This is a genomic window from Thauera sp. WB-2 (assembly GCF_027594845.1).
GTDB lineage: Bacteria > Pseudomonadota > Gammaproteobacteria > Burkholderiales > Rhodocyclaceae > Thauera > Thauera mechernichensis.
Map to the genome: position 1 here is coordinate 106229 of NZ_CP088935.1, position 17451 is coordinate 123679.

General features: G+C 63.5%; 17 protein-coding genes. 16 read left to right on the forward strand and 1 reads right to left on the reverse strand.

All coding sequences use genetic code 11. From position 1 onward, the window contains the following. The first annotated feature begins 199 nt into the window (after positions 1-199). The 4 genes from LQF09_RS00435 (at position 200) to LQF09_RS00450 (ending at position 5274) form a co-directional block, all read left to right on the forward strand. Entirely contained in the window at positions 200-1237 is a 1038-nt protein-coding gene (locus LQF09_RS00435) for an IS5 family transposase (protein WP_270067868.1), read from the forward strand. A 231-nt stretch (positions 1238-1468) separates the two neighbouring features. Beyond that, positions 1469-2284 carry an HNH endonuclease signature motif containing protein gene (locus LQF09_RS00440; RefSeq protein WP_270068866.1) on the forward strand — a complete coding sequence of 272 codons (816 nt, stop codon included), beginning with the start codon at positions 1469-1471 and terminating at the stop codon, positions 2282-2284. Beyond that, on the forward strand, positions 2284-4395 hold the full coding sequence (locus LQF09_RS00445) for a 3'-5' exonuclease (RefSeq protein WP_270068867.1): 2112 nt from the start codon (positions 2284-2286) through the stop codon (positions 4393-4395). Before LQF09_RS00440 ends, LQF09_RS00445 begins: the two co-directional genes overlap by 1 nt. 153 nt (positions 4396-4548) lie before the next feature. Next, positions 4549-5274, forward strand: a complete 726-nt coding sequence (locus tag LQF09_RS00450) for a type I restriction enzyme endonuclease domain-containing protein (protein ID WP_270068868.1) — start codon at positions 4549-4551, stop codon at positions 5272-5274. Positions 5275-5444: 170 nt separating this feature from the next. Here LQF09_RS00450 and LQF09_RS00455 read toward each other — a convergent pair whose 3' ends face one another. Further along, a complete protein-coding gene (locus tag LQF09_RS00455) occupies positions 5445-6890 on the reverse strand; it encodes a trypsin-like serine peptidase (RefSeq protein ID WP_270068869.1) in 1446 nt (481 codons plus the stop codon). Positions 6891-7020: 130 nt separating this feature from the next. On the opposite strand from LQF09_RS00455, the gene tnpA reads away from it, so the two are divergent. The 12 genes from tnpA to LQF09_RS00515 all read left to right on the forward strand — a co-directional run bounded on the left by tnpA (position 7021) and on the right by LQF09_RS00515 (position 17439). After that, positions 7021-7329 (forward strand): IS66 family insertion sequence element accessory protein TnpA, encoded by a 309-nt coding sequence (gene tnpA / locus LQF09_RS00460; RefSeq protein WP_333482882.1) that lies wholly within the window; start codon positions 7021-7023, stop codon positions 7327-7329. Then, positions 7329-7688 carry an IS66 family insertion sequence element accessory protein TnpB gene (gene tnpB, locus LQF09_RS00465; RefSeq protein ID WP_270068870.1) on the forward strand — a complete coding sequence of 120 codons (360 nt, stop codon included), beginning with the start codon at positions 7329-7331 and terminating at the stop codon, positions 7686-7688. Before tnpA ends, tnpB begins: the two co-directional genes overlap by 1 nt. Before the next feature lie 29 nt (positions 7689-7717). Then, on the forward strand, positions 7718-9334 hold the full coding sequence (gene tnpC / locus LQF09_RS00470; RefSeq protein ID WP_270067957.1) for an IS66 family transposase: 1617 nt from the start codon (positions 7718-7720) through the stop codon (positions 9332-9334). A 395-nt stretch (positions 9335-9729) separates the two neighbouring features. After that, a complete protein-coding gene (locus LQF09_RS00475) occupies positions 9730-10149 on the forward strand; it encodes a hypothetical protein (RefSeq protein WP_270068871.1) in 420 nt (139 codons plus the stop codon). A 128-nt stretch (positions 10150-10277) separates the two neighbouring features. Continuing rightward, positions 10278-11354: a calcium/sodium antiporter gene (locus tag LQF09_RS00480; protein ID WP_270068872.1), complete on the forward strand. Its 1077-nt coding sequence runs from the start codon at positions 10278-10280 to the stop codon at positions 11352-11354. After that, the gene (locus tag LQF09_RS00485) at positions 11351-11956 is read left to right on the forward strand and encodes an exopolysaccharide biosynthesis protein (RefSeq protein ID WP_270068873.1); all 606 of its coding nucleotides are present in this window, start codon (positions 11351-11353) and stop codon (positions 11954-11956) included. The genes LQF09_RS00480 and LQF09_RS00485 overlap by 4 nt, the downstream gene beginning before the upstream one ends. Positions 11957-12330: 374 nt before the next feature. After that, complete coding sequence (wrbA, locus tag LQF09_RS00490) at positions 12331-12933, forward strand: NAD(P)H:quinone oxidoreductase (RefSeq protein ID WP_270068874.1); 603 nt, start codon at positions 12331-12333, stop codon at positions 12931-12933. A 501-nt stretch (positions 12934-13434) separates the two neighbouring features. Next, complete coding sequence (locus LQF09_RS00495; RefSeq protein ID WP_270068875.1) at positions 13435-14007, forward strand: hypothetical protein; 573 nt, start codon at positions 13435-13437, stop codon at positions 14005-14007. Then, positions 14004-15194: a hypothetical protein gene (locus tag LQF09_RS00500; protein WP_270068876.1), complete on the forward strand. Its 1191-nt coding sequence runs from the start codon at positions 14004-14006 to the stop codon at positions 15192-15194. Before LQF09_RS00495 ends, LQF09_RS00500 begins: the two co-directional genes overlap by 4 nt. Positions 15195-15433: 239 nt before the next feature. Further along, a complete protein-coding gene (locus LQF09_RS00505; protein WP_270068877.1) occupies positions 15434-15703 on the forward strand; it encodes a CopG family ribbon-helix-helix protein in 270 nt (89 codons plus the stop codon). Next, positions 15703-15981 carry a type II toxin-antitoxin system RelE/ParE family toxin gene (locus tag LQF09_RS00510; RefSeq protein WP_270068878.1) on the forward strand — a complete coding sequence of 93 codons (279 nt, stop codon included), beginning with the start codon at positions 15703-15705 and terminating at the stop codon, positions 15979-15981. The genes LQF09_RS00505 and LQF09_RS00510 overlap by 1 nt, the downstream gene beginning before the upstream one ends. A 3-nt stretch (positions 15982-15984) precedes the next feature. Beyond that, entirely contained in the window at positions 15985-17439 is a 1455-nt protein-coding gene (locus tag LQF09_RS00515) for a DUF3375 domain-containing protein (RefSeq protein ID WP_270068879.1), read from the forward strand. The last annotated feature ends 12 nt before the right edge of the window (positions 17440-17451 follow it).

The window sequence follows — 17451 nt, forward strand, 5'->3', positions numbered from 1 at the left end:
TTCGCCCGCAACATGCGGGCCGAGTCATGGATTTGGTCGAGGCCGCAGGCATCGATGTGTCTCAGTGGGCTTTCCGACAAGACGGCTCTCAAGTTCCGAGACCCGCTGCGAACCCAAACTATTGGGCGCCTCGAAAAACCTCGGCACCTCTGTGATTGGTAAAATTGGATTGTCCTGATTTCGTTCTCTGCCACCAGCCATGAAGAAACGCACCGCCATCAAGACCGACCTGTTCGCCGACGAGCATCACCGCAAGAAGATCGACACGCTCGGAGATCCACTGGCCGAAATCGAGTCGTACATCGACTTCGGGGCGTTGGCGGCGGAAGTGGATCGGGTGGCGCCGCGTCCGGTGAGTCCGCAAGGCGGTCGTCCGCCGTATCCGACCGAGACGATGGTACGCATTCTGGTGTTGAAGCGGCTGTACAACCTGTCGGATGAACAGATGGAGTATCAGTTGCTTGACCGGATGAGCTACAAGCGCTTCTGCGGGTTGGCCAGCGCGATCAATATTCCGGATCGAACGACGATGTGGACGTTCGAGAATCGCATCGGTGAAGCCGGCGCGAAGGTCCTGTTCGACGGCGTGTCGGCCCAACTGCTCAAGCGCGGTTTCATCGCCCGCGGTGGTCAGATCATCGACGCCACGCTGGTGCCCGCGCCCAAGCAACGCAACAGCCGTGAAGAGAACAAGCTCGTCAAGGAAGGGGCGATGCCGGCCGACTGGAAACCGGCCAAACGGCGCCAGAAAGACACCGATGCCACCTGGACCAAGAAGCACGGCAAGAGTCACTTCGGCTACAAGCTCTCGATCAACGTCGACAAGAAGTACAAGGTCATCCGCAAGATCGAGACGGGTACGGCCAGCATCCACGACAGCCAGCACTTCGAGAGCGTGTTCTACACCCTGAACACGAGCCGAGACGTCTATGCGGACCGGGGCTACACGTCCAAGGGGCGTGAAGACTGGTTGAAGGACAAGGGTTACCGGAACCAGATTCAGAGAAAGGGTACGCGCAACAAGCCGCTGTCTGAGTGTCAGCAAGGGCGTAACCATCGCATCGCCAAGACGCGCGCCCGTGTCGAGCACGTGTTCGCGGCCATCGATCAGATGGGTGGCAAGCTGATCCGCACGATCGGCCAGGCGCGAGCGAACTTTGCGATGACGATGATGGCCGCCTGCTACAACCTGAAGCGGCTGGTGTACTTCCAGAAGGCCGGAATCGAGGCTTTCTGACGCCCGAAATGGGCCGAATCGCCGATTTCCCGGGCGATTCGAAGAGAAAACGGAGCGACACCGCAGAGAAAAGCGGTGATTTGCCGGAGAAATTGAACCGAGTTCGGTCGCTGTCATTGTTTGGCGGCGGGATTCAACGAAAACCTCGCGTTATTCGAGGTGCCCTATTGCTATGAGTGGGCATTCGGCGGCAATGGAGAGCCGAGCGTACTGTGCGTTTGGCATCGGTCGATGGCTGTGTCGGATGGCCTGATCGTCTACGAAGACTGCATCCGAGATCTCGCATTGAAGTTGGATCGGGTCGCCATCGACCGGACGAATCCCGCACACGTCAAGTCGCGTGCACGTGACCAGGCGAAACGCGCGCGCGGATTCGATTCTTTGCTGCAACGCGCCTTTCGAAGTTCGGAGCCTTTGCGGATCATCATCCTGCAGGGCGAGCAGAGGGCGGCGGTTGAAGTAGGCTGGGAGACCGCCAGGGTGAGATTCCGGCGGCTGGACGACGTCGAGTGGTATGTCCATGCATACAACGACGATGGCTCCTTCCGGGTCGTAAGAGGCGTGCCACCTGCCGACGATGCAGAGGTGACCGAAGCGGATGACGAGGGTACGTCGCCGGCTGTCGATGAAAACGACTCCGCCCCCGAGCAGCCCCCGGCCCCTTACCTGGACCAATTTGCCATTCCGGACGCGCCTGAATGGCGGGAGACTACCGGCACCTCCGTCAGCCGATCTGCCGAAGTGCGCCGTGCCGCCTTGGCACGAGCGGCTGGGGTCTGCGAGTTCTGCGGGTGTGCCGGCTTCAAGGCAGCCTCGGGTGGGATTTACCTGGAGACCCATCACGTCGTGCCCTTGGCGGAAGAAGGTCCGGACGCCGAATGGAACGTGGTTGCCATCTGCCCGAACGATCACCGTCGCGCACATCACGGCGAAGACCGAGACGCACTTTTCGATTCACTCACGGCAGTCCTGCAAACTCGGTACCCACAGGCAAGAGAGATGCTCGAGAGTCTTCGTGCTCGTCGCGCCGTGCAGGGAGCTACCTGATGAATTTCCTGATTGCCGACACCTTTACAGATAGCCTGGCCAAGCTGACCGGTGAGGAGCAGAAAGCCGTCAAAACAACGGCCTTTGACCTCCAACTGAACCCAGCCAGCCCCGGGATGAGCTTCCACAAGCTGGACCGAGTCAAGGACAAGAACTTTTGGTCGGTTCGGGTCAGCAGCGACATTCGGCTCATCGTTCACCGGAGCGAATCCAGCCTCTTGCTCTGCTACGTCGATCACCATGACAAGGCATACGAATGGGCAGAGCGCCGTAAGCTCGAGACGCATCCAACGACCGGCGCGGCGCAGTTGATCGAGATCCGCGAGACGCTCAAGGAAGTGATCGTCCCCGTCTATGTGCAGGGTGAGCCGCCGCTGGAACCGAGCACCGCAAAGCCTGCACAGCCAGCGAAACTGCTGTTCCAGGGCGTGCCCGATGAAGAGTTGCTAGGTTACGGCGTGCCGCCCGAGTGGTTGACCGATGTACGTCACGCCACCGACGAAAACCTGCTCGCCCTCGCCGACCATTTGCCCGCCGAGGCTGCCGAAGCCCTTCTGGAGCTGGCGACCGGTGGCAAACCTCGCCTGCCGGCACCTTCGTTGGCCAACCCCTTCGAGCATCCCGACGCCCAACGCAGATTCCGGGTGATGGGCAACGTCGAGGAGCTTCAGCGCGCCCTCGATTTCCCATGGGAGAAGTGGACTGTCTTCCTTCACCCCGAACAGCGCCAATGGGTGGAAAGGGATTACAACGGCCCGGCGCGTGTCTCAGGTTCGGCCGGTACCGGCAAGACCATCGTGGCCTTGCACCGTGCTGCGTACCTCGCGCGTCAGCATCCCGATGCCCGCGTACTGCTGACCACCTTCTCCGATGCGTTGGCGAACGCCCTCCAATCCAAGCTCAACCGACTGCTGACCCCGGAGCCTCGTCTTGCCGAGCGGATTGATGTGCATTCCCTCCAGGCTATTGGCCTGCGTCTCCACAAGACCCAAGTCGGCGTAGGTCAACTGGCAACCCCTGGGGAAATTCGCCTGCTTATCGATGAGGCCGCGCAAGCCGTTCCAGGACATGGCTTTGGGCACCATTTTCTACTGACCGAATGGGAGCACGTGGTCGATGCTTGGCAGCTCGATCACTGGGAGGCTTATCGTGACGTGGCGCGCCTCGGTCGAAGGACCCGCCTGCCCGAAGGACGGCGGGCGGTCCTGTGGTCGATCTTCGAGCGCGTTCGGTCCGGTCTGCGCGACAAGGGACTCATCACGACCTCTGAGCTCTTCACGACCTTGGCGAGTACCCTGAAGAAAAGGAGCAATCCTGTTTTCGATTTCGCCGTGGTCGATGAAGCGCAAGACCTCGGAGTGGCTCACCTGCGGTTTCTGGTGGCGTTGGGCGGTGGAGACGGGAGCGTTCGCCCGAACGCGCTGTTCTTCGCCGGCGATCTCGGGCAGCGAATCTTCCAACAGCCCTTCTCCTGGAAGGGGCTGGGCGTTGATGTACGCGGCCGTTCACGCACACTTCGCGTCAATTACCGGACCTCGCACCAGATTCGCAGTCAGGCAGACCGCTTGCTGGACCCCACGGTGGCAGACGTCGATGGCAACGCGGAAGATCGAAGCGACACCGTTTCTGTTTTCAACGGCCCGCCACCCCGTGTTCGGATCCTGAGTGATCACGACGACGAAAGCGACATCGTCGGGCAATGGCTCGCCGAATGTACGGCGGATGGCATTCAGCCCCATGAGATCGGAGTCTTCGTACGCTCCGACGCCCAGATCGGACGGGCAGTACGAGCCGTCGAACTTGCTGGTTTGCCCTACCAGGTTCTGGACGACCACGTCGCGACGACACACGCCCATTTGTCAGTCAGCACCATGCATCTGGCAAAAGGCTTGGAGTTTCGCGCGGTGGCGGTGATGGCTTGCGACGATGAAGTCATCCCCCTTCAGGAGCGGATCGAAACCGTCGGCGATGGCGGCGATCTTCAGGAGGTCTATGACACAGAACGCCATCTGCTTTACGTCGCGTGCACGCGTGCTCGGGATCGTTTGCTTGTCACCGGCACCGCGCCATCATCGGAGTTTCTGGACGACCTCGCACCGCCAGCAAGCTGATGCAAAAGCCTGCTAATTAATTCGGCCGGTTGACGACAACTATCCCCGACCGGTGATGCGCACCCAGTCAATAACTGTTGTCCTTGGAGCGGGCAACATCAAACAGCCGGTCACCCAGGATTTTAGAGAACGTCGCGCCATCGACTCGGGGCGATGATCAAGGCCCTGCGTCCGCCACCGGACATCTCCGGGGTGATGAACGACCTGGATGCCCTGCTCGACGACTCGATTGCCACCGAGGGCTACCGCATCAGCGCGCGACCGGCAGCCGAGGCCCTGATCGACCTGTCGCAGATCGACCTCGCCTCCCTCCAGAAGAAGTTCGAGGAAGGCAAGAAGGCCACCGAGACCGAGAAGCTGAAGGGGCAGATCGAGAAGAAGCTCGACACGATGGTCCGCGAGAATAAGGGCCGGATCGACTTCCTGGAGAAGTTCCAGAAGCTGATCGGGTCCTACAACTCATCCAGCCACAACCTGGAGGCCTTCTTCAAGGAGCTGATGCACTTCGCCCAGAACCTGACCCAGGAGGAACAGCGGGCCACCCGCGAGAACCTGAGCGAGGAGGAGCTGGCCATCTTCGACCTCCTGACACAGCCCGAACCCGAGCTGACCGAGAAGGAGAAGCACGAGGTGAAGAAAGTGGCGAAGGACATGCTCGCCAAGCTGAAGGCCGAGAAGCTGGTGCTGGACTGGAAGCTGAAGACCCAGACCAAGGCGGATGTCGAGCGGACCATTCGGGACTTCTACATCAAGCTGCCCAAGGCCTACACGCCGGAGTTGAAGAAGGATAAGCGGGCGAAGACCTATGCCCACATCTACGAGAGCTACTTCGGGGCGGGGGAGAGCGTGTATCAGGGAAAAGGTGTTGCGGCGCATTAACACGCATCTGCGCTTCAGCTTTCGTCAATGGCAGAGACCGGCCAGAGCCGACACTGGAGATGTTTCGCGTGTCGAGCAGCTATGTTTCGGTTACTTGCCGCTCAGCCACCGCTCGCCCAGAACAGCGACCTCCAACCATGTGGAATGAGGCTACTGACCCGATGCCGGCATTAGCTAGAAGGAGCACGCCGCTTAGGGCGTATGACACCAGAAAAAGTGATCGACGCCTGCATAATCTGCGCAGCCTCTTGATCGAGGGTCAGCTCCGCCTCAAAGTGGCAGCGTTGGACTAGCTCCATGCTTGCCGTCGGACCATCGACCGCAATATTTGTAAAATGGGCGTCGTAGTCCTCGGCCCCCGCGCGATAGTCCGCAGCGGACACTTGCACCGTCCACACGACCGACAGCAGATCGAAGGCAACGGCAATGGTAACGGTGCCATGTTCATCCTCCCACACAGACTGAAGGTCGGGGTCCTCTGAGCCCTCGAAGTCCTCGACGGCGAACGCCCGGATCGGTGCCAAGCACGCTGCAGGCACGTCAGACGCCGTAAGGAAGCAGTGCACCGACGGCAGTGCTAACTTCTCCAGATGCGCCAGCGCGGCGTCGGCTGCTGCTATTTCTATCTCAGGCAGCCAACGCTCTTCGAAGTCCTCCAACTGCGCAACGGCAAGCAACCTGCTCGTGCGCCGCGACGACACCATTGCCAAGGGATCCACCGACACTGCCATCAGTTCGGCCTCGGGCTCGGACAACGTCATCATGATGTCGCCGCGCTTGCTCCTCGTGACCCGCCCCTTGAGCTTCACGAGCCCCAGGGCCGCCGCCGCGAACAGGTCGATCTCGCCCCACGCAGGCGACGGCAGCCTGCTGGAGACCTTTAGGCGAAGCGCCTCCCAGATCAGAGTGACGTAGGACGGCCCGCTGTCGAATGACGACGACACGATGCCCACCAAGTCGCCGTTTGCGTTGACCACGGGCCCACCGCTCATGCCGCCTTTGGTATCCATCGCGACCTCGATGCACGCGGAAGGCATTCGTTCGCCCCGGCCTTGCGGAAAGGCCGCAGTCACCACCCCGGAGGTCACTAGTGGTGTGATCAGCGCCTCGGCGTCTTGCAGCGCGTAGTGGCGGTAGCCGAACGCCCAGAGGCGCTCGCCGACCAGAGGCAGGGCGACCTGCAACGGCGCTAGCGTCAGCGGATGGTGCAGATGCGCCTCCGAGTTCAGTGTACAGCTCAACAGCGATACGTCTGAGACGATCCGGCGATCCGCTCCGAAGGCACTGGGCCCCGTCATGGTCGACCGCTCGCGTGGAAGCCAAGCACGTGCCCCATCTGGCACGAATGTCAGCAGCACCGGGTCGGCATTCCGCGCCACAAACTCTTCCAGCACGTGCGTGGCCACCACCACCAGTCCCGGACCAATCATGACGCCACTGCCCAGAACGATGGGGCCGTCTTCCTCGAGCAGGGCGAGGGCGACCAGCGCATCGCCTGCCTCGTGCAACGACCCCATGGGCCCTATGCCGTCCTCGTCCGAGTAAATGGCGGAGACCCAGGACCGCTGCAGCGTCGCCAGCGCAGGATTATCTTCTGTGATACAGACTGACGTCATCGGTGTTTGTCCCCGTATTGAGGTCTGATCACGAGGCCAGTAATTCGTAACCGGTCACTGAGCGGCGTTCTTTTTCCGCTCGCGCCCACGCGGAACAATCCCTCCCATGTTCATGAGGGAGGAGCCGGCAGTGACTAGGGCGACAGCGACCAACAACAAGTGGCGGCGGCGTAGCCGTCAGGAATGGCAAGCAGTCATCGCGCGGTTTGCCGAGAGTGGCCTGGGGATCGAGCCGTTCTGCACCCGCGAGGGGCTCAGCGAGTCGAGCTTCCGGCGCTGGCGTAGCCTGCTGGGCGAGCCCAGTACGCAGTCCGCCGCGCCGGCGATGGAGCGGATCGGCTTCGTCGACGCCGGCACGCTCAAACTCGGCGGCACGGGTCGCCTCGAGCTCCGACTCGATCTGGGCGAGGGCGTGATCCTTCACCTGTCGCGCGGCTGATGTTCTTCCCCGAAGGCGCGGTCCGGGTCCATGTTTATGGCCAGCCGGTCGACATGCGCAAATCCTTCGATGGCCTGTACGCGCTCACCCGCCAGGCGCTCGGCTGCGATCCGCTGTCGGGCGAGCTGTTCGTGTTCATCAACCGGCGCGGCACGCAGATGAAGGTGCTGTACTGGGACCGCACTGGGTTCTGCGTATGGGCCAAGCGCCTCGAGCAGGGGCGCTTCGTGTCGAACTGGACGCATGTGAGCACGCGTCAGACGGACTGGACCGGGCTCAAGCTGCTGCTCGAAGGCATCGAGCCGGTCCGCTACAAGCGCCGGTTCCGACTGTCCGCAAACGCCGTGCAACCCGCATGAATGCTGGGCTCTACGGTAAAATGTGCGCTATGTCCGCACCGCACTGCACCCCTGTTCCGACCCTTGCCGAGGCCGCCCAGTGGGCGCCCGAGCAGATCGTCGAACTGGCCCAGGCGAACATCGCCTTGCAGCGCGACATGGATGCGATGCGGCTTGAGTTTGCGGCGCTCAAGCATCAGCTCGAGTGGTTCCGCCGCCAGCTCTTCGGCCAGAAGAGCGAGAAACGCGTGGTTTCACCCGACCCGGCGCAGTTGCATCTGGGCGAGCTACCGATCCCCGACACGCAGCCCGATGTCCCCGGCAAGACCGTGGCGGGACACACCCGCCGTGCGTCGCGCACCGACTACGCACAGGACAAGGACGAATCGGCGCTGTTCTTCGACGAGACGCGCGTCCCGGTCGAGACCATCACGCTCGCCAACCCCGAGACCGAGGGGCTTGCCGCCGACCAGTTCGAGGTGATCGGCGAGAAGGTCAGCCATCGCCTGGCGCAGCGCCCGGGCAGCTACGTGATCCTCAAGTACGTGCGCCCGGTCATCAAGCGCCGCGACACGCAGACGATCCACTGCCCAGCGGCGCCCGTCGGGGTGATCGAGGGCAGCCGCGCCGACGTGAGTTTCCTGGTCGGGCTGCTGCTCGACAAGTTCGCCTGGCACCTGCCGCTGTACCGCCAGCATCAGCGCCTGGCTGACGCTGGCATCACGGTCAGCCGCGCCTGGCTCACGCAACTGGCTGCGCAGGCGGCCGCGCTGCTCACGCCGATCTACGAGGCGCAGCTCGCGTCGATCCGTGCCAGTCGCGTCAAGGCCATGGACGAAACCCCGATCAAGGCCGGCCGTGCCGGCCCGGGCAAGATGAAGGCCTGCTACTTCTGGCCGGTGTATGGCGAACTGCACGAGATCTGCTTCCCGTTCTTCGACAGCCGCGCCCACAGCAACGTCGAGAAGGTGCTCGGGCTCAAGCCCACCGAAGGGGGTGTGCTGCTCTCGGACGGCTACGGCGCCTACGAGACCTACGCGAGCAAGACCGGGCTCACGCACGCGCAGTGCTGGACGCACTGCCGGCGCGAATTCATCCACGCAGAAGCGGCCGAGCCAGCGCTGGCGGCCAAGGCGCTCGAGTTCATCGGCGCGCTCTACGCGGTCGAAGCGAAGATCCGCGACGACAAGCTCAAGGGCGAGGCCAAGCGCGAGTACCGGCTCGATCACGCCCGCCCGATCGTGGCGGCCTTCTTCACCTGGGTACAGGAGCGCCTGGACGCGCAGGGGCTGCTGCCGAGCAGCCCGCTGACCAAGGCGCTGATCTACGCGCACAAGCGACGGGCGGCACTGGAAGTGTTCCTGGCCGACCCGGATGTGCCGATCGATACCAACCACCTCGAACGGGCGCTAAGGCCGATTCCGCTGGGTCGCAAAAACTGGATGTTCAGCTGGACCGAGCTCGGCGCCCAGCACGTTGGCGTCGTCCAGAGCCTGATTGCGACCTGTCGGCTGCATGAGCTCGATCCCTACGACTATTTCGTCGACGTACTGCAGCGCGTCGCCCAGCACCCGGCCGCCGACGTCGCGCAGCTCACGCCCAGACTGTGGAAGCAGCACTTCGGGAAAGCGCCGTTGCGCTCGGATATCTCAAGCCGCGCTGCGTAGCAACGACGCCGCTGGGTGAGCGCTTACAGCCGACCGACCAGCCCGATGAGCCGCGCGCACTCGACCTTAAACGCGAAGGATTCCAGAGAGTCCGTGCCCAACTCGCTGCCGGGCTGCTGGATGTCCCATTCGACGATCTGTGGCAACGCGATCGGCGCCGCACGAATCGAAGGCGTTTGTTAGGCTTGCTGGCGGTGGCGCTCATCGGCTCCATTCTTGCCGTTTCATGGTGGCCGCTCTGGCCCAGGTACCCGTCGCTCCCAGTCCCGGCCGCTGATTAGCGCGCAACGATCGAAATTACGTCGAAAATATGGAAGATAAGCCTCCTCATAAACGATCAGCTCGAGCATTGAACAATGCAAGAATGATCGCCGTTACTGCAATACAGCGAGGAGATGATCGTGTTCTACGCACTTAGTTGGTTTTCCGTGTTCGGCCTACTCGCACTCTGGTCACTATCAGTCTGGGGGCTGCATTCCGTTGCCGTTTGGTCGGTTTCGAATGCCAGCGCGCTGACCGGTGTCGCATCAGGTGTCGAGGGTCTTCGTCTACCGCAATGGCTGCAGCCCTGGGTGCCGCCGGAGATCACACAGGCGATGACCTCGCTGCTGGCAGATTTTGCGCCGGTCGTCGAAAGTCTGTTGCAAACCATGCCGGCGCTGGCCGGCGGTCTGACCATGGTGGCTTGGGTAATCTGGGGTCTTGGCAGTGCGCTGCTGCTACTGCTTGGAGCGGGGCTGCATCTGGGCATTGCAATGTGGCGCCGCCACAGCGGTGGTTCCGGGCCGCAACCGGCGAGTCGGTTGGCGGCATGACGGGAATCACCCCGCCGCGCGGGGGTATTCGACGCCGTGCTCAAGTGGTCCATCGTCAATCTCTTGGCTGTCCGCGCAAGGCGGACAATGTGCATTGGGCAACTTTTTGAGCTCTGCAGGCACTGATCATGAACCTTCTCTTGTTCCTCGGCGGCCTGACCTTGCTGGTCATCGGCGCCGACATCCTGGTTCGCGGTGCGTCCAGGCTGGCGATGTCTTTCGGTATCAGCCCGCTTGTCGTCGGGCTCACCATCGTTGCCTTTGGCACTAGCGCGCCCGAGGTTGCGGTGAGCGTTGGCGCCGTCCTCGACGGCAAGACCGACATTGCCATCGGCAACGTGGTGGGCAGCAACATCTTCAATGTGCTCTTCATATTGGGCATCAGTGCCCTGATCACGCCACTGGTGGTCAACATCCAGTTGATCCGGCAGGAGGTGCCGATCATGCTGGGCGCAAGCCTGCTGCTGCTGGCGCTCACGCTGGATGGAAGGCTTTCGTTCCTCGACGGGGCCTTCCTGTTCGCCCTGCTGTTTGCCTACACCGTGTTCTTGATTGTGCAATCGCGGCGCGAGACCCAAGCCGCCAAGGACGAGTTTGCCGAAGAGATCAAGTCAGCCCAGACCGGAGCCTGGGACAGCCACTGGGCGGTGCAGATAGGATTGATTGCTGCGGGTCTGATAGCGCTGGTCTTCGGCTCGGACTACCTGGTCCAGGCCTCGGTGAACTTTGCCAAGGCTATGGGTGTGAGCGACCTCGTCATCGGCCTGACGATCGTCGCCGCTGGCACCAGCATGCCTGAAGTGGCTACCAGCATCACAGCTGCGATCAAGGGCGAACGCGATATCGCGGTGGGGAACGTCGTCGGTAGCAACACCTTCAACATCCTGGGCTGCCTGGGCTTGTCGGGGCTGGTGTCGGGCGACCTTGGCCTGGCGATGGCGCCATCGCTACTAGCCTTCGATGTCTGGGTGATGCTGGCGGTAGCCCTGGCCTGCCTGCCGGTGTTCATGACCGGTCGGGAGATCGCGCGCTGGGAAGGCGGCGTCTTTCTGGGTTACTACATCGCCTACGTGGCCTACCTGCTTCTGGCGGCGCAGCAGCATGATGTGCTGCCCGTCTTCTCGAGCGTGATGATGAGCTTTGTCGTACCGATTACCGTGGTGACACTGGTGGTGGTGGTGATCCGCCGCCCGTCCGCAACATGACGGCGCCCATCGTGCAGCGGTTACGTGAAACAGCCGCAGCTTTATCCGAAGAGCGGGTGTCGATGCAAACCCTGGCGCACGCCCACGGGACCGCAGCACACGGCACGTTGCTGCTGTTGATGGCCGGGCCTTGCCTCCTGCCGGTGCCGGGAGTGGGCACAGTGCTCGGCTTCGGGATGGCGGCGCTCGCGGCAGCGATGTGGCAGGGCCACACCTCGGTATGCCTGCCCCGGCGGGTCGCCGAACTCGAACTCTCCCGCCACTGGGCGCAGCGCGTGCTGGGCATCCTGGCGTCTGCCTATGCCATCGCCGGTCGCTTCGCCAAGGCCCGACTGAGCCATCTCGCATCCACAGGCAGACGGTCATGGACTGCCGCAGCGATCGGGCTGATGGCCTTCATCGTCATACTGCCGATTCCCTTCGGCAACCTGCTGCCGGCGCTGGCGATGATGCTTATCGGGTTGGGGTTGGTGTTTCGCGATGGCGTCGTCGCGGTACTTGGCCTGACCACGGCAGTGCTGGCGTTTTTCGTCACGGCCGGCCTGGTGCTGATGGCATCGGTTTATGGCAGCGAGTGGATTCTGCGCTGGGCTTCAAGTTGAAAGGGCTTTCTCGATGATTCATGCAATCCTCAAAATGCTGCGCGTACTGTCCATGGATCGAGGAATCAGACCTTGGTAGCCTGTCGGCGCCGGTCCAACATTGACCAGGTGTACCGGCTAAACTTTGACTAGGGGCGATAGCTGCTCGTCATTACTGCAGCTGTGGATAAGCGTATCGGATTCGCGGCCCTGTTTGCCCGCCTGTGTGCTTGCCGTCGCGCCGGCTCAGAACGGGTCAGCCCCTTCGCTTTCAGAGGCTGCGACCTGCGCGGCTACCCTATACTGCTCGACGCTTGGCCCTTCCACGCTGAGCACGAGTTAAGCAGGCAGCTGGCAGTTCCTTGATGCACTATCAATTCCCCGGAGAAAGCGTCATGACCAAGGTTCTTGTTTTGTACTACTCGTCGTACGGGCATATCGAGGCGATGGCATCAGCCGTCGCGGAAGGCGTCAGGGAAGCGGGCGCGCAGGCCACGATCAAGCGTGTACCTGAACTGGTGCCCGAGGAAATTGCGCGTTCGTCCGGCATCAAGCTCGACCAGGCCGCGCCGATTGCCAAGGTGGCCGAACTCCCCGACTATGATGCGATCATCTTTGGCACCCCGACCCGATTCGGCAACATGGCCTCCCAGATGCGCAACTTCCTCGATCAGACCGGCGGTCTGTGGGCGAAAGGCGCGCTGATCGGCAAGGTCGGTAGCGTGTTCGCCAGCACCGCGACCCAGCACGGTGGCCAGGAAACCACGATCACGAGCTTCCACACCACGTTGCTGCATCACGGGATGGTCATCGTCGGCGTGCCTTACTCGGAAGCGCGCCAGACGATCATGAGCGAAATTACGGGTGGCAGCCCGTACGGTGCAACCACGATTGCGGCGGGCGATGGCTCGCGCGTGCCGAGCGAGAACGAGCTTGCCATCGCCCGCTTCCAGGGCAGGCACGTCGCGGCGATCGCCGCGAAACTTGCCGCCGGGTAAGCACACGCCGAAGGCTCGCGGGCCCGAGCCTAAACGTTACTTACGCTCGTGCGATGTGGGCCTCAAGCGCATAGGCGCCTGTGATGAATTGAGAGACGGGCTCACCCGAAAACCGCGCATTGGGGTGCAGACGATTTGAGCGGCTCCTAAGCGTCGATTCGAGACTGTCGCGGACTGTACGTCAAGTTGCTGCGCAGGCTCTGATGCGAACGTCTTTTCGGTTGGAGCAGTCTGGCCTGCGTGCGAAGCCGGTGGCGAGGACATTGAGCCCCGCTTTAGAAAGGGCCACATGCAGTAGCACTCAAACGTGCGGCAGGGCTTGACGGAGTGGCTGAACGGCTTAGACTTAATTAGGTAGCGACTTACTTATGCAACTGACTTCAGGAAATCTCTGATCGCGGCGTATTTTCCCGTTTGCCAGTTTATGCCTGCAACTCTGCCAATAATTGCTTAGCAAAGTATCGAAAAAGGCTGAGTCTATAAGGGGGCGTCTGCCAATTTATGCCCTCCGCTACACTGCTGCTCGTCGCGGTATTCCTCGCCATCTCGGGCATTCCCGCGCTGCTGGTCGCGCCGCCGCAGTACGAGGTGCTGTACGCGACCCACTACAACTTCCACAACAACGCGCACAACGCGATCCAGATCGCGGTCGTCGGTGATCGCGTGCAGGTCAGCTACGTCGGCAACACGCAGCCCTACCAGACCCCGCGGCTGTGGCGCTTCAACCCGAAAACCGGCGCGGTCAGGGAAATCGCGCTGCCCTTGCCGGCCGGCCTCGCCCCCAACAGCGGGCACCCGGTCGAGGCGGAGAAGACCCCGAGCGTGACCCCCATCGACGTCCCCGACCTCGCCGAACTCGAGGTCGATTCGTCGAGCCTGGCGCCGGACGGCTACACGTTCCGCAGCGGCGCCGACAGCTACCGCGGAAACGTCTTCGACGGCCTGTTCTTCGGTTCTTCGCGCTACCGGGTTCAGGCCAAGCTCATCAAGGACGGGCGCAGCATCCGGCTGCCCAACACCGACGGCGCCCACTACGGCAACACGGTCCGCTTCGTCGGCTGGGTGCTGCCGTGACCTGGCTCCTGTTGCTGATCGTGCTGGTCGTCCTCGCCGGCGGCTGGTGGGGCTGGCCGCTCGCCGCGGTGCTGTTCGGCAGCCGCGCGATCGATGACAAGACCAGCGCGCTTGGCAAGATCGCCGAGTTGATGCGTGCCCATGACATCACGCCGGCCGAAGTCGCTGCGGTATACCGCGATCCGACACTGATCTCGACCGCGGCCCCCAAACGCAGCAGCGGCGAGATTGCACGGACGCTCTCCATCTACCTTGGCGCGATCTTCATCCTCGCCGGCATCGGCACCTACATCGGCATGTTCTGGAATCGCATGGGCAGCGTCATGCGGATCGTCGTCACCCTCGGCGTCGGCTATGCGTTGCTGGTCGTGCTGGTCTCGGCGCTGCACGAGAAGAAGTTTCCCGGGCTCGTCCTGCCGCTGACGCTGGCGACGGCGTTCATGCTGACGAGCGGCTGGTTCGTCTTCATCGACGAGGTCTTTCCGCGCGGCGACGACTGGCGGCTGGCGGCGCTCGCCGTCTTCGGCACGATGGCGATTCATCAGGGCCTGCTGTTTCGCCAGTACGCGCTGAGCGTGCTCGCCTTCACCACCCTGTGCTTCGTCTACGCCTTTCTGTCGGTCGGCCTCGACCTGCTCGACGTGCCGGCGGGCTTCAGCGCGATCATGCTCGGCGCATCGCTGTTGCTGGTCGCCAGCGGGCTCGAGAAGTCGCCGCAGCGCAGCCTCGCCGAGTTTGCCTACCTGGTCGCGCTGTGCTGGCTCAACGCCGGCCTGTTCGACCGCGTCGCCATCGCCGCCGCGGCCGACTGGGCCGCGCTGCTGACCGGCGCCTCGGTCATGTCGGCCGCCTACGGCCTGCACAAGGACGGGCGGCAGCTCCGGCTATCCGGCCTCGGCTACCTGATCGGGTCGGCGCTCGCCTACAGCGGCCTCTTCGACCTGCTGCGCCAGACCCCGGTCGAGCTGCTCTATTTCGCCGTCACCGCGGCGATGCTCTACGCCTGCGTGTGGCTGCAGAGTCGCGCGCTGCTCCTGACCACGGTGCTCGCGATGCTCAGCTTCATCGGCTACTTCACCGCCGAACACTTCGTGGATTCGCTCGGCTGGCCGATCTCGCTGGTCCTCATGGGCGTCGCCTTCATCGGCTTCGGTACCCTGGCGATGCAGATCAAGCGGCAGATATGAGGGTGCTGGCCTGGAAGGGGCAGTACCGCGCGGCCGTTTCCTCGCCGTACTGGCAGAGAGTCCCTTCCACAAGCGCCCGCCCGACGAGAAGCTCGTGGGCTAACTTGCCTGGCCATGACCCCGCACCCTTGATTGATTCACTTTGAATCACTATGATTTTTTCAGCATCGCCCCGAATACACGAAGCGGCTCCGTAGGGACCGCTTCCCGACACCCGCTCCCGACCGACTGGCCTCCAGATGACGCAAGCCACAACCAAAGTGCTCACCGCCCACGTACCGCTCCCGCTCGCCGAGAAGGTCGATCAGATGGCCGCGAGGCTGGAGCGCTCGCGCGGCTGGATCATGAAGCAAGCGCTCTCCGCCTGGATTGCCCAGGAGGAAGAGCGCGACCGCCTGACCCAGGAGGCGCTCGCCGACGTGGACGCCGGTCTCGTCGTCGACCCTCTCGCGGTGCAGGCCTGGGCTGACAGCCTGGGCACTGACCAGCCGCTGCCGCTGCCACGCTGATGGAGCTGAAGTGGACCAGCAAGGCGCTTGCCGATCTGGTGCGCCTACATGAGTTCCTCGCGCCGGTGAACAGGCAGGCCGCCGCAAAGACGGTACAGGGGCTGACCAAGGCCCCGACCATCCTGCTGAGCAACCCGCGCATCGGCGAACAGCTCTTCCAGTTCGCGCCCCGTGAGGTGCGGCGGATCCTGGTCGCGCAGTACGAGGTGCGCTACGAGATCCGCGACTCGGTCATCTACGTCCTGCGGCTGTGGCACACCCGAGAGGACCGCGCCTGAGCCATGCCCCTCGACTTCGCCACCCTCGACGCCCTGCGCAGCCACCACCCCGCCTGGCGGCTGCTGCGCTCGGACCATGCGGCGCTGGTGGCGAGCTTCCTGCATCGGGTCTTTGTCACCCCCAACGTGCGCGGCATGCCGGCGGCGGATCTCGCCGAGGCGCTGGAGGACGAGCTCTACGCGCTGCGGCTGACGCGCGGCGAGGACGCCTTCCCCAAGCCGGCGATCGACTACCTCAACGACTGGGCCGGGGCCGACAAGGGCTGGCTGCGCAAGTACTACAAGCCCGGCACCGACGAGGCCCAGTTCGACCTCACCCCGGCCACCGAGAAGGCGCTCGCCTGGCTGGCGCAGCTGAGCGAGCGCCAGTTCGTCGGCACCGAGTCGCGCCTGCTCACCCTCTTTGCGCTGCTCAAGCAGATGGGCGAGGGCAGCGAGACCGACCCCGCGCGGCGCATCGCCGAGCTGCAGCGCAAGCGCGACGAGATCGATGCCGAGATGGCGCGCGTGCTCGCCGGCGACATCCCACTGCTCGACGATACCGCGATCAAGGACCGCTTCCAGCAGTTCATGCAGGGCGCGCGCGAACTGCTTGCCGACTTCCGCGAAGTCGAGCACAACTTCCGCCAGCTCGACCGCCGCGTGCGCGAGCGCATCGCGCTGTGGGAGGGCAGCAAGGGCGCGCTGCTCGAGCAGATCATGGGCGAGCGCGACGCCATCGCCGACTCCGACCAGGGCCGCAGCTTCCGCGCCTTCTGGGACTTCCTGCTGTCAAGCCGGCGCCAGGAAGAACTCAGCGACCTGCTCGACCAGGTGCTGGCGCTACCGGCAGTGGCCGAGCTGAACCCCGACGCCCGCACCCGCCGCGTGCATTACGACTGGCTGGAGGCGGGCGAGCACACCCAGCGCACCGTGGCGCAGCTCTCGCAGCAGCTGCGCCGCTTCCTCGACGACCAGGCCTGGCTGGAAAACCGCCGCATCATGGACCTGCTGCACGGCATCGAGAGCAAGGCGCTGGCCCTGCGCGCCGCACCGCCGCCCAGCCCGGCGATGCAGATCACCCTGCCCGGCGCGGCGATCGAGTTGCCGCTGGAGCGCCCGCTGCACACCCCGCCCACCCGACCGGCGATCGCCGAACTGCGCATCGAGGCCGGTGACGAAGACATCGACCCGCACGCGCTCTTCGAGCAGGTCACGGTGGACAAGGCGCGCCTCGCCCGCCACATCCGCCACGCCCTGCAGGACCGCGCCCAGGTCACGCTCGCCGCGCTGGTTGCGGCGCAGCCGCTGGAGCAAGGCCTGGCCGAGCTGATCGCCTACCTGCAGCTTGGCAGCGACGCCTTCACCACCACCGTCGACGAGGCCACGCCCGAGCCGATCGAATGGCAGGCCAGCGCCGCCGACGGCAGCACCGTCACCCGCCGGGCGCGCCTGCCGCGGGTGATCTTCATGCGCTGAGCGTCAAGACGA

Coding starts and splice junctions, on each gene's coding strand:
- LQF09_RS00450 (WP_270068868.1), top strand. CDS start 4,549: ATGATCAAGGCCCTGCGTCCGCCACCGGACATCTCCGGGGTGATGAAC.
- LQF09_RS00485 (WP_270068873.1), top strand. CDS start 11,351: ATGACGGCGCCCATCGTGCAGCGGTTACGTGAAACAGCCGCAGCTTTA.
- LQF09_RS00510 (WP_270068878.1), top strand. CDS start 15,703: ATGGAGCTGAAGTGGACCAGCAAGGCGCTTGCCGATCTGGTGCGCCTA.
- LQF09_RS00445 (WP_270068867.1), top strand. CDS start 2,284: ATGAATTTCCTGATTGCCGACACCTTTACAGATAGCCTGGCCAAGCTG.
- wrbA (WP_270068874.1), top strand. CDS start 12,331: ATGACCAAGGTTCTTGTTTTGTACTACTCGTCGTACGGGCATATCGAG.
- LQF09_RS00435 (WP_270067868.1), top strand. CDS start 200: ATGAAGAAACGCACCGCCATCAAGACCGACCTGTTCGCCGACGAGCAT.
- tnpC (WP_270067957.1), top strand. CDS start 7,718: ATGTCCGCACCGCACTGCACCCCTGTTCCGACCCTTGCCGAGGCCGCC.
- LQF09_RS00475 (WP_270068871.1), top strand. CDS start 9,730: ATGATCGTGTTCTACGCACTTAGTTGGTTTTCCGTGTTCGGCCTACTC.
- LQF09_RS00505 (WP_270068877.1), top strand. CDS start 15,434: ATGACGCAAGCCACAACCAAAGTGCTCACCGCCCACGTACCGCTCCCG.
- LQF09_RS00515 (WP_270068879.1), top strand. CDS start 15,985: ATGCCCCTCGACTTCGCCACCCTCGACGCCCTGCGCAGCCACCACCCC.
- LQF09_RS00440 (WP_270068866.1), top strand. CDS start 1,469: ATGGCTGTGTCGGATGGCCTGATCGTCTACGAAGACTGCATCCGAGAT.
- tnpB (WP_270068870.1), top strand. CDS start 7,329: ATGTTCTTCCCCGAAGGCGCGGTCCGGGTCCATGTTTATGGCCAGCCG.
- LQF09_RS00495 (WP_270068875.1), top strand. CDS start 13,435: ATGCCCTCCGCTACACTGCTGCTCGTCGCGGTATTCCTCGCCATCTCG.
- LQF09_RS00480 (WP_270068872.1), top strand. CDS start 10,278: ATGAACCTTCTCTTGTTCCTCGGCGGCCTGACCTTGCTGGTCATCGGC.
- LQF09_RS00455 (WP_270068869.1), bottom strand. CDS start 6,890: ATGACGTCAGTCTGTATCACAGAAGATAATCCTGCGCTGGCGACGCTG.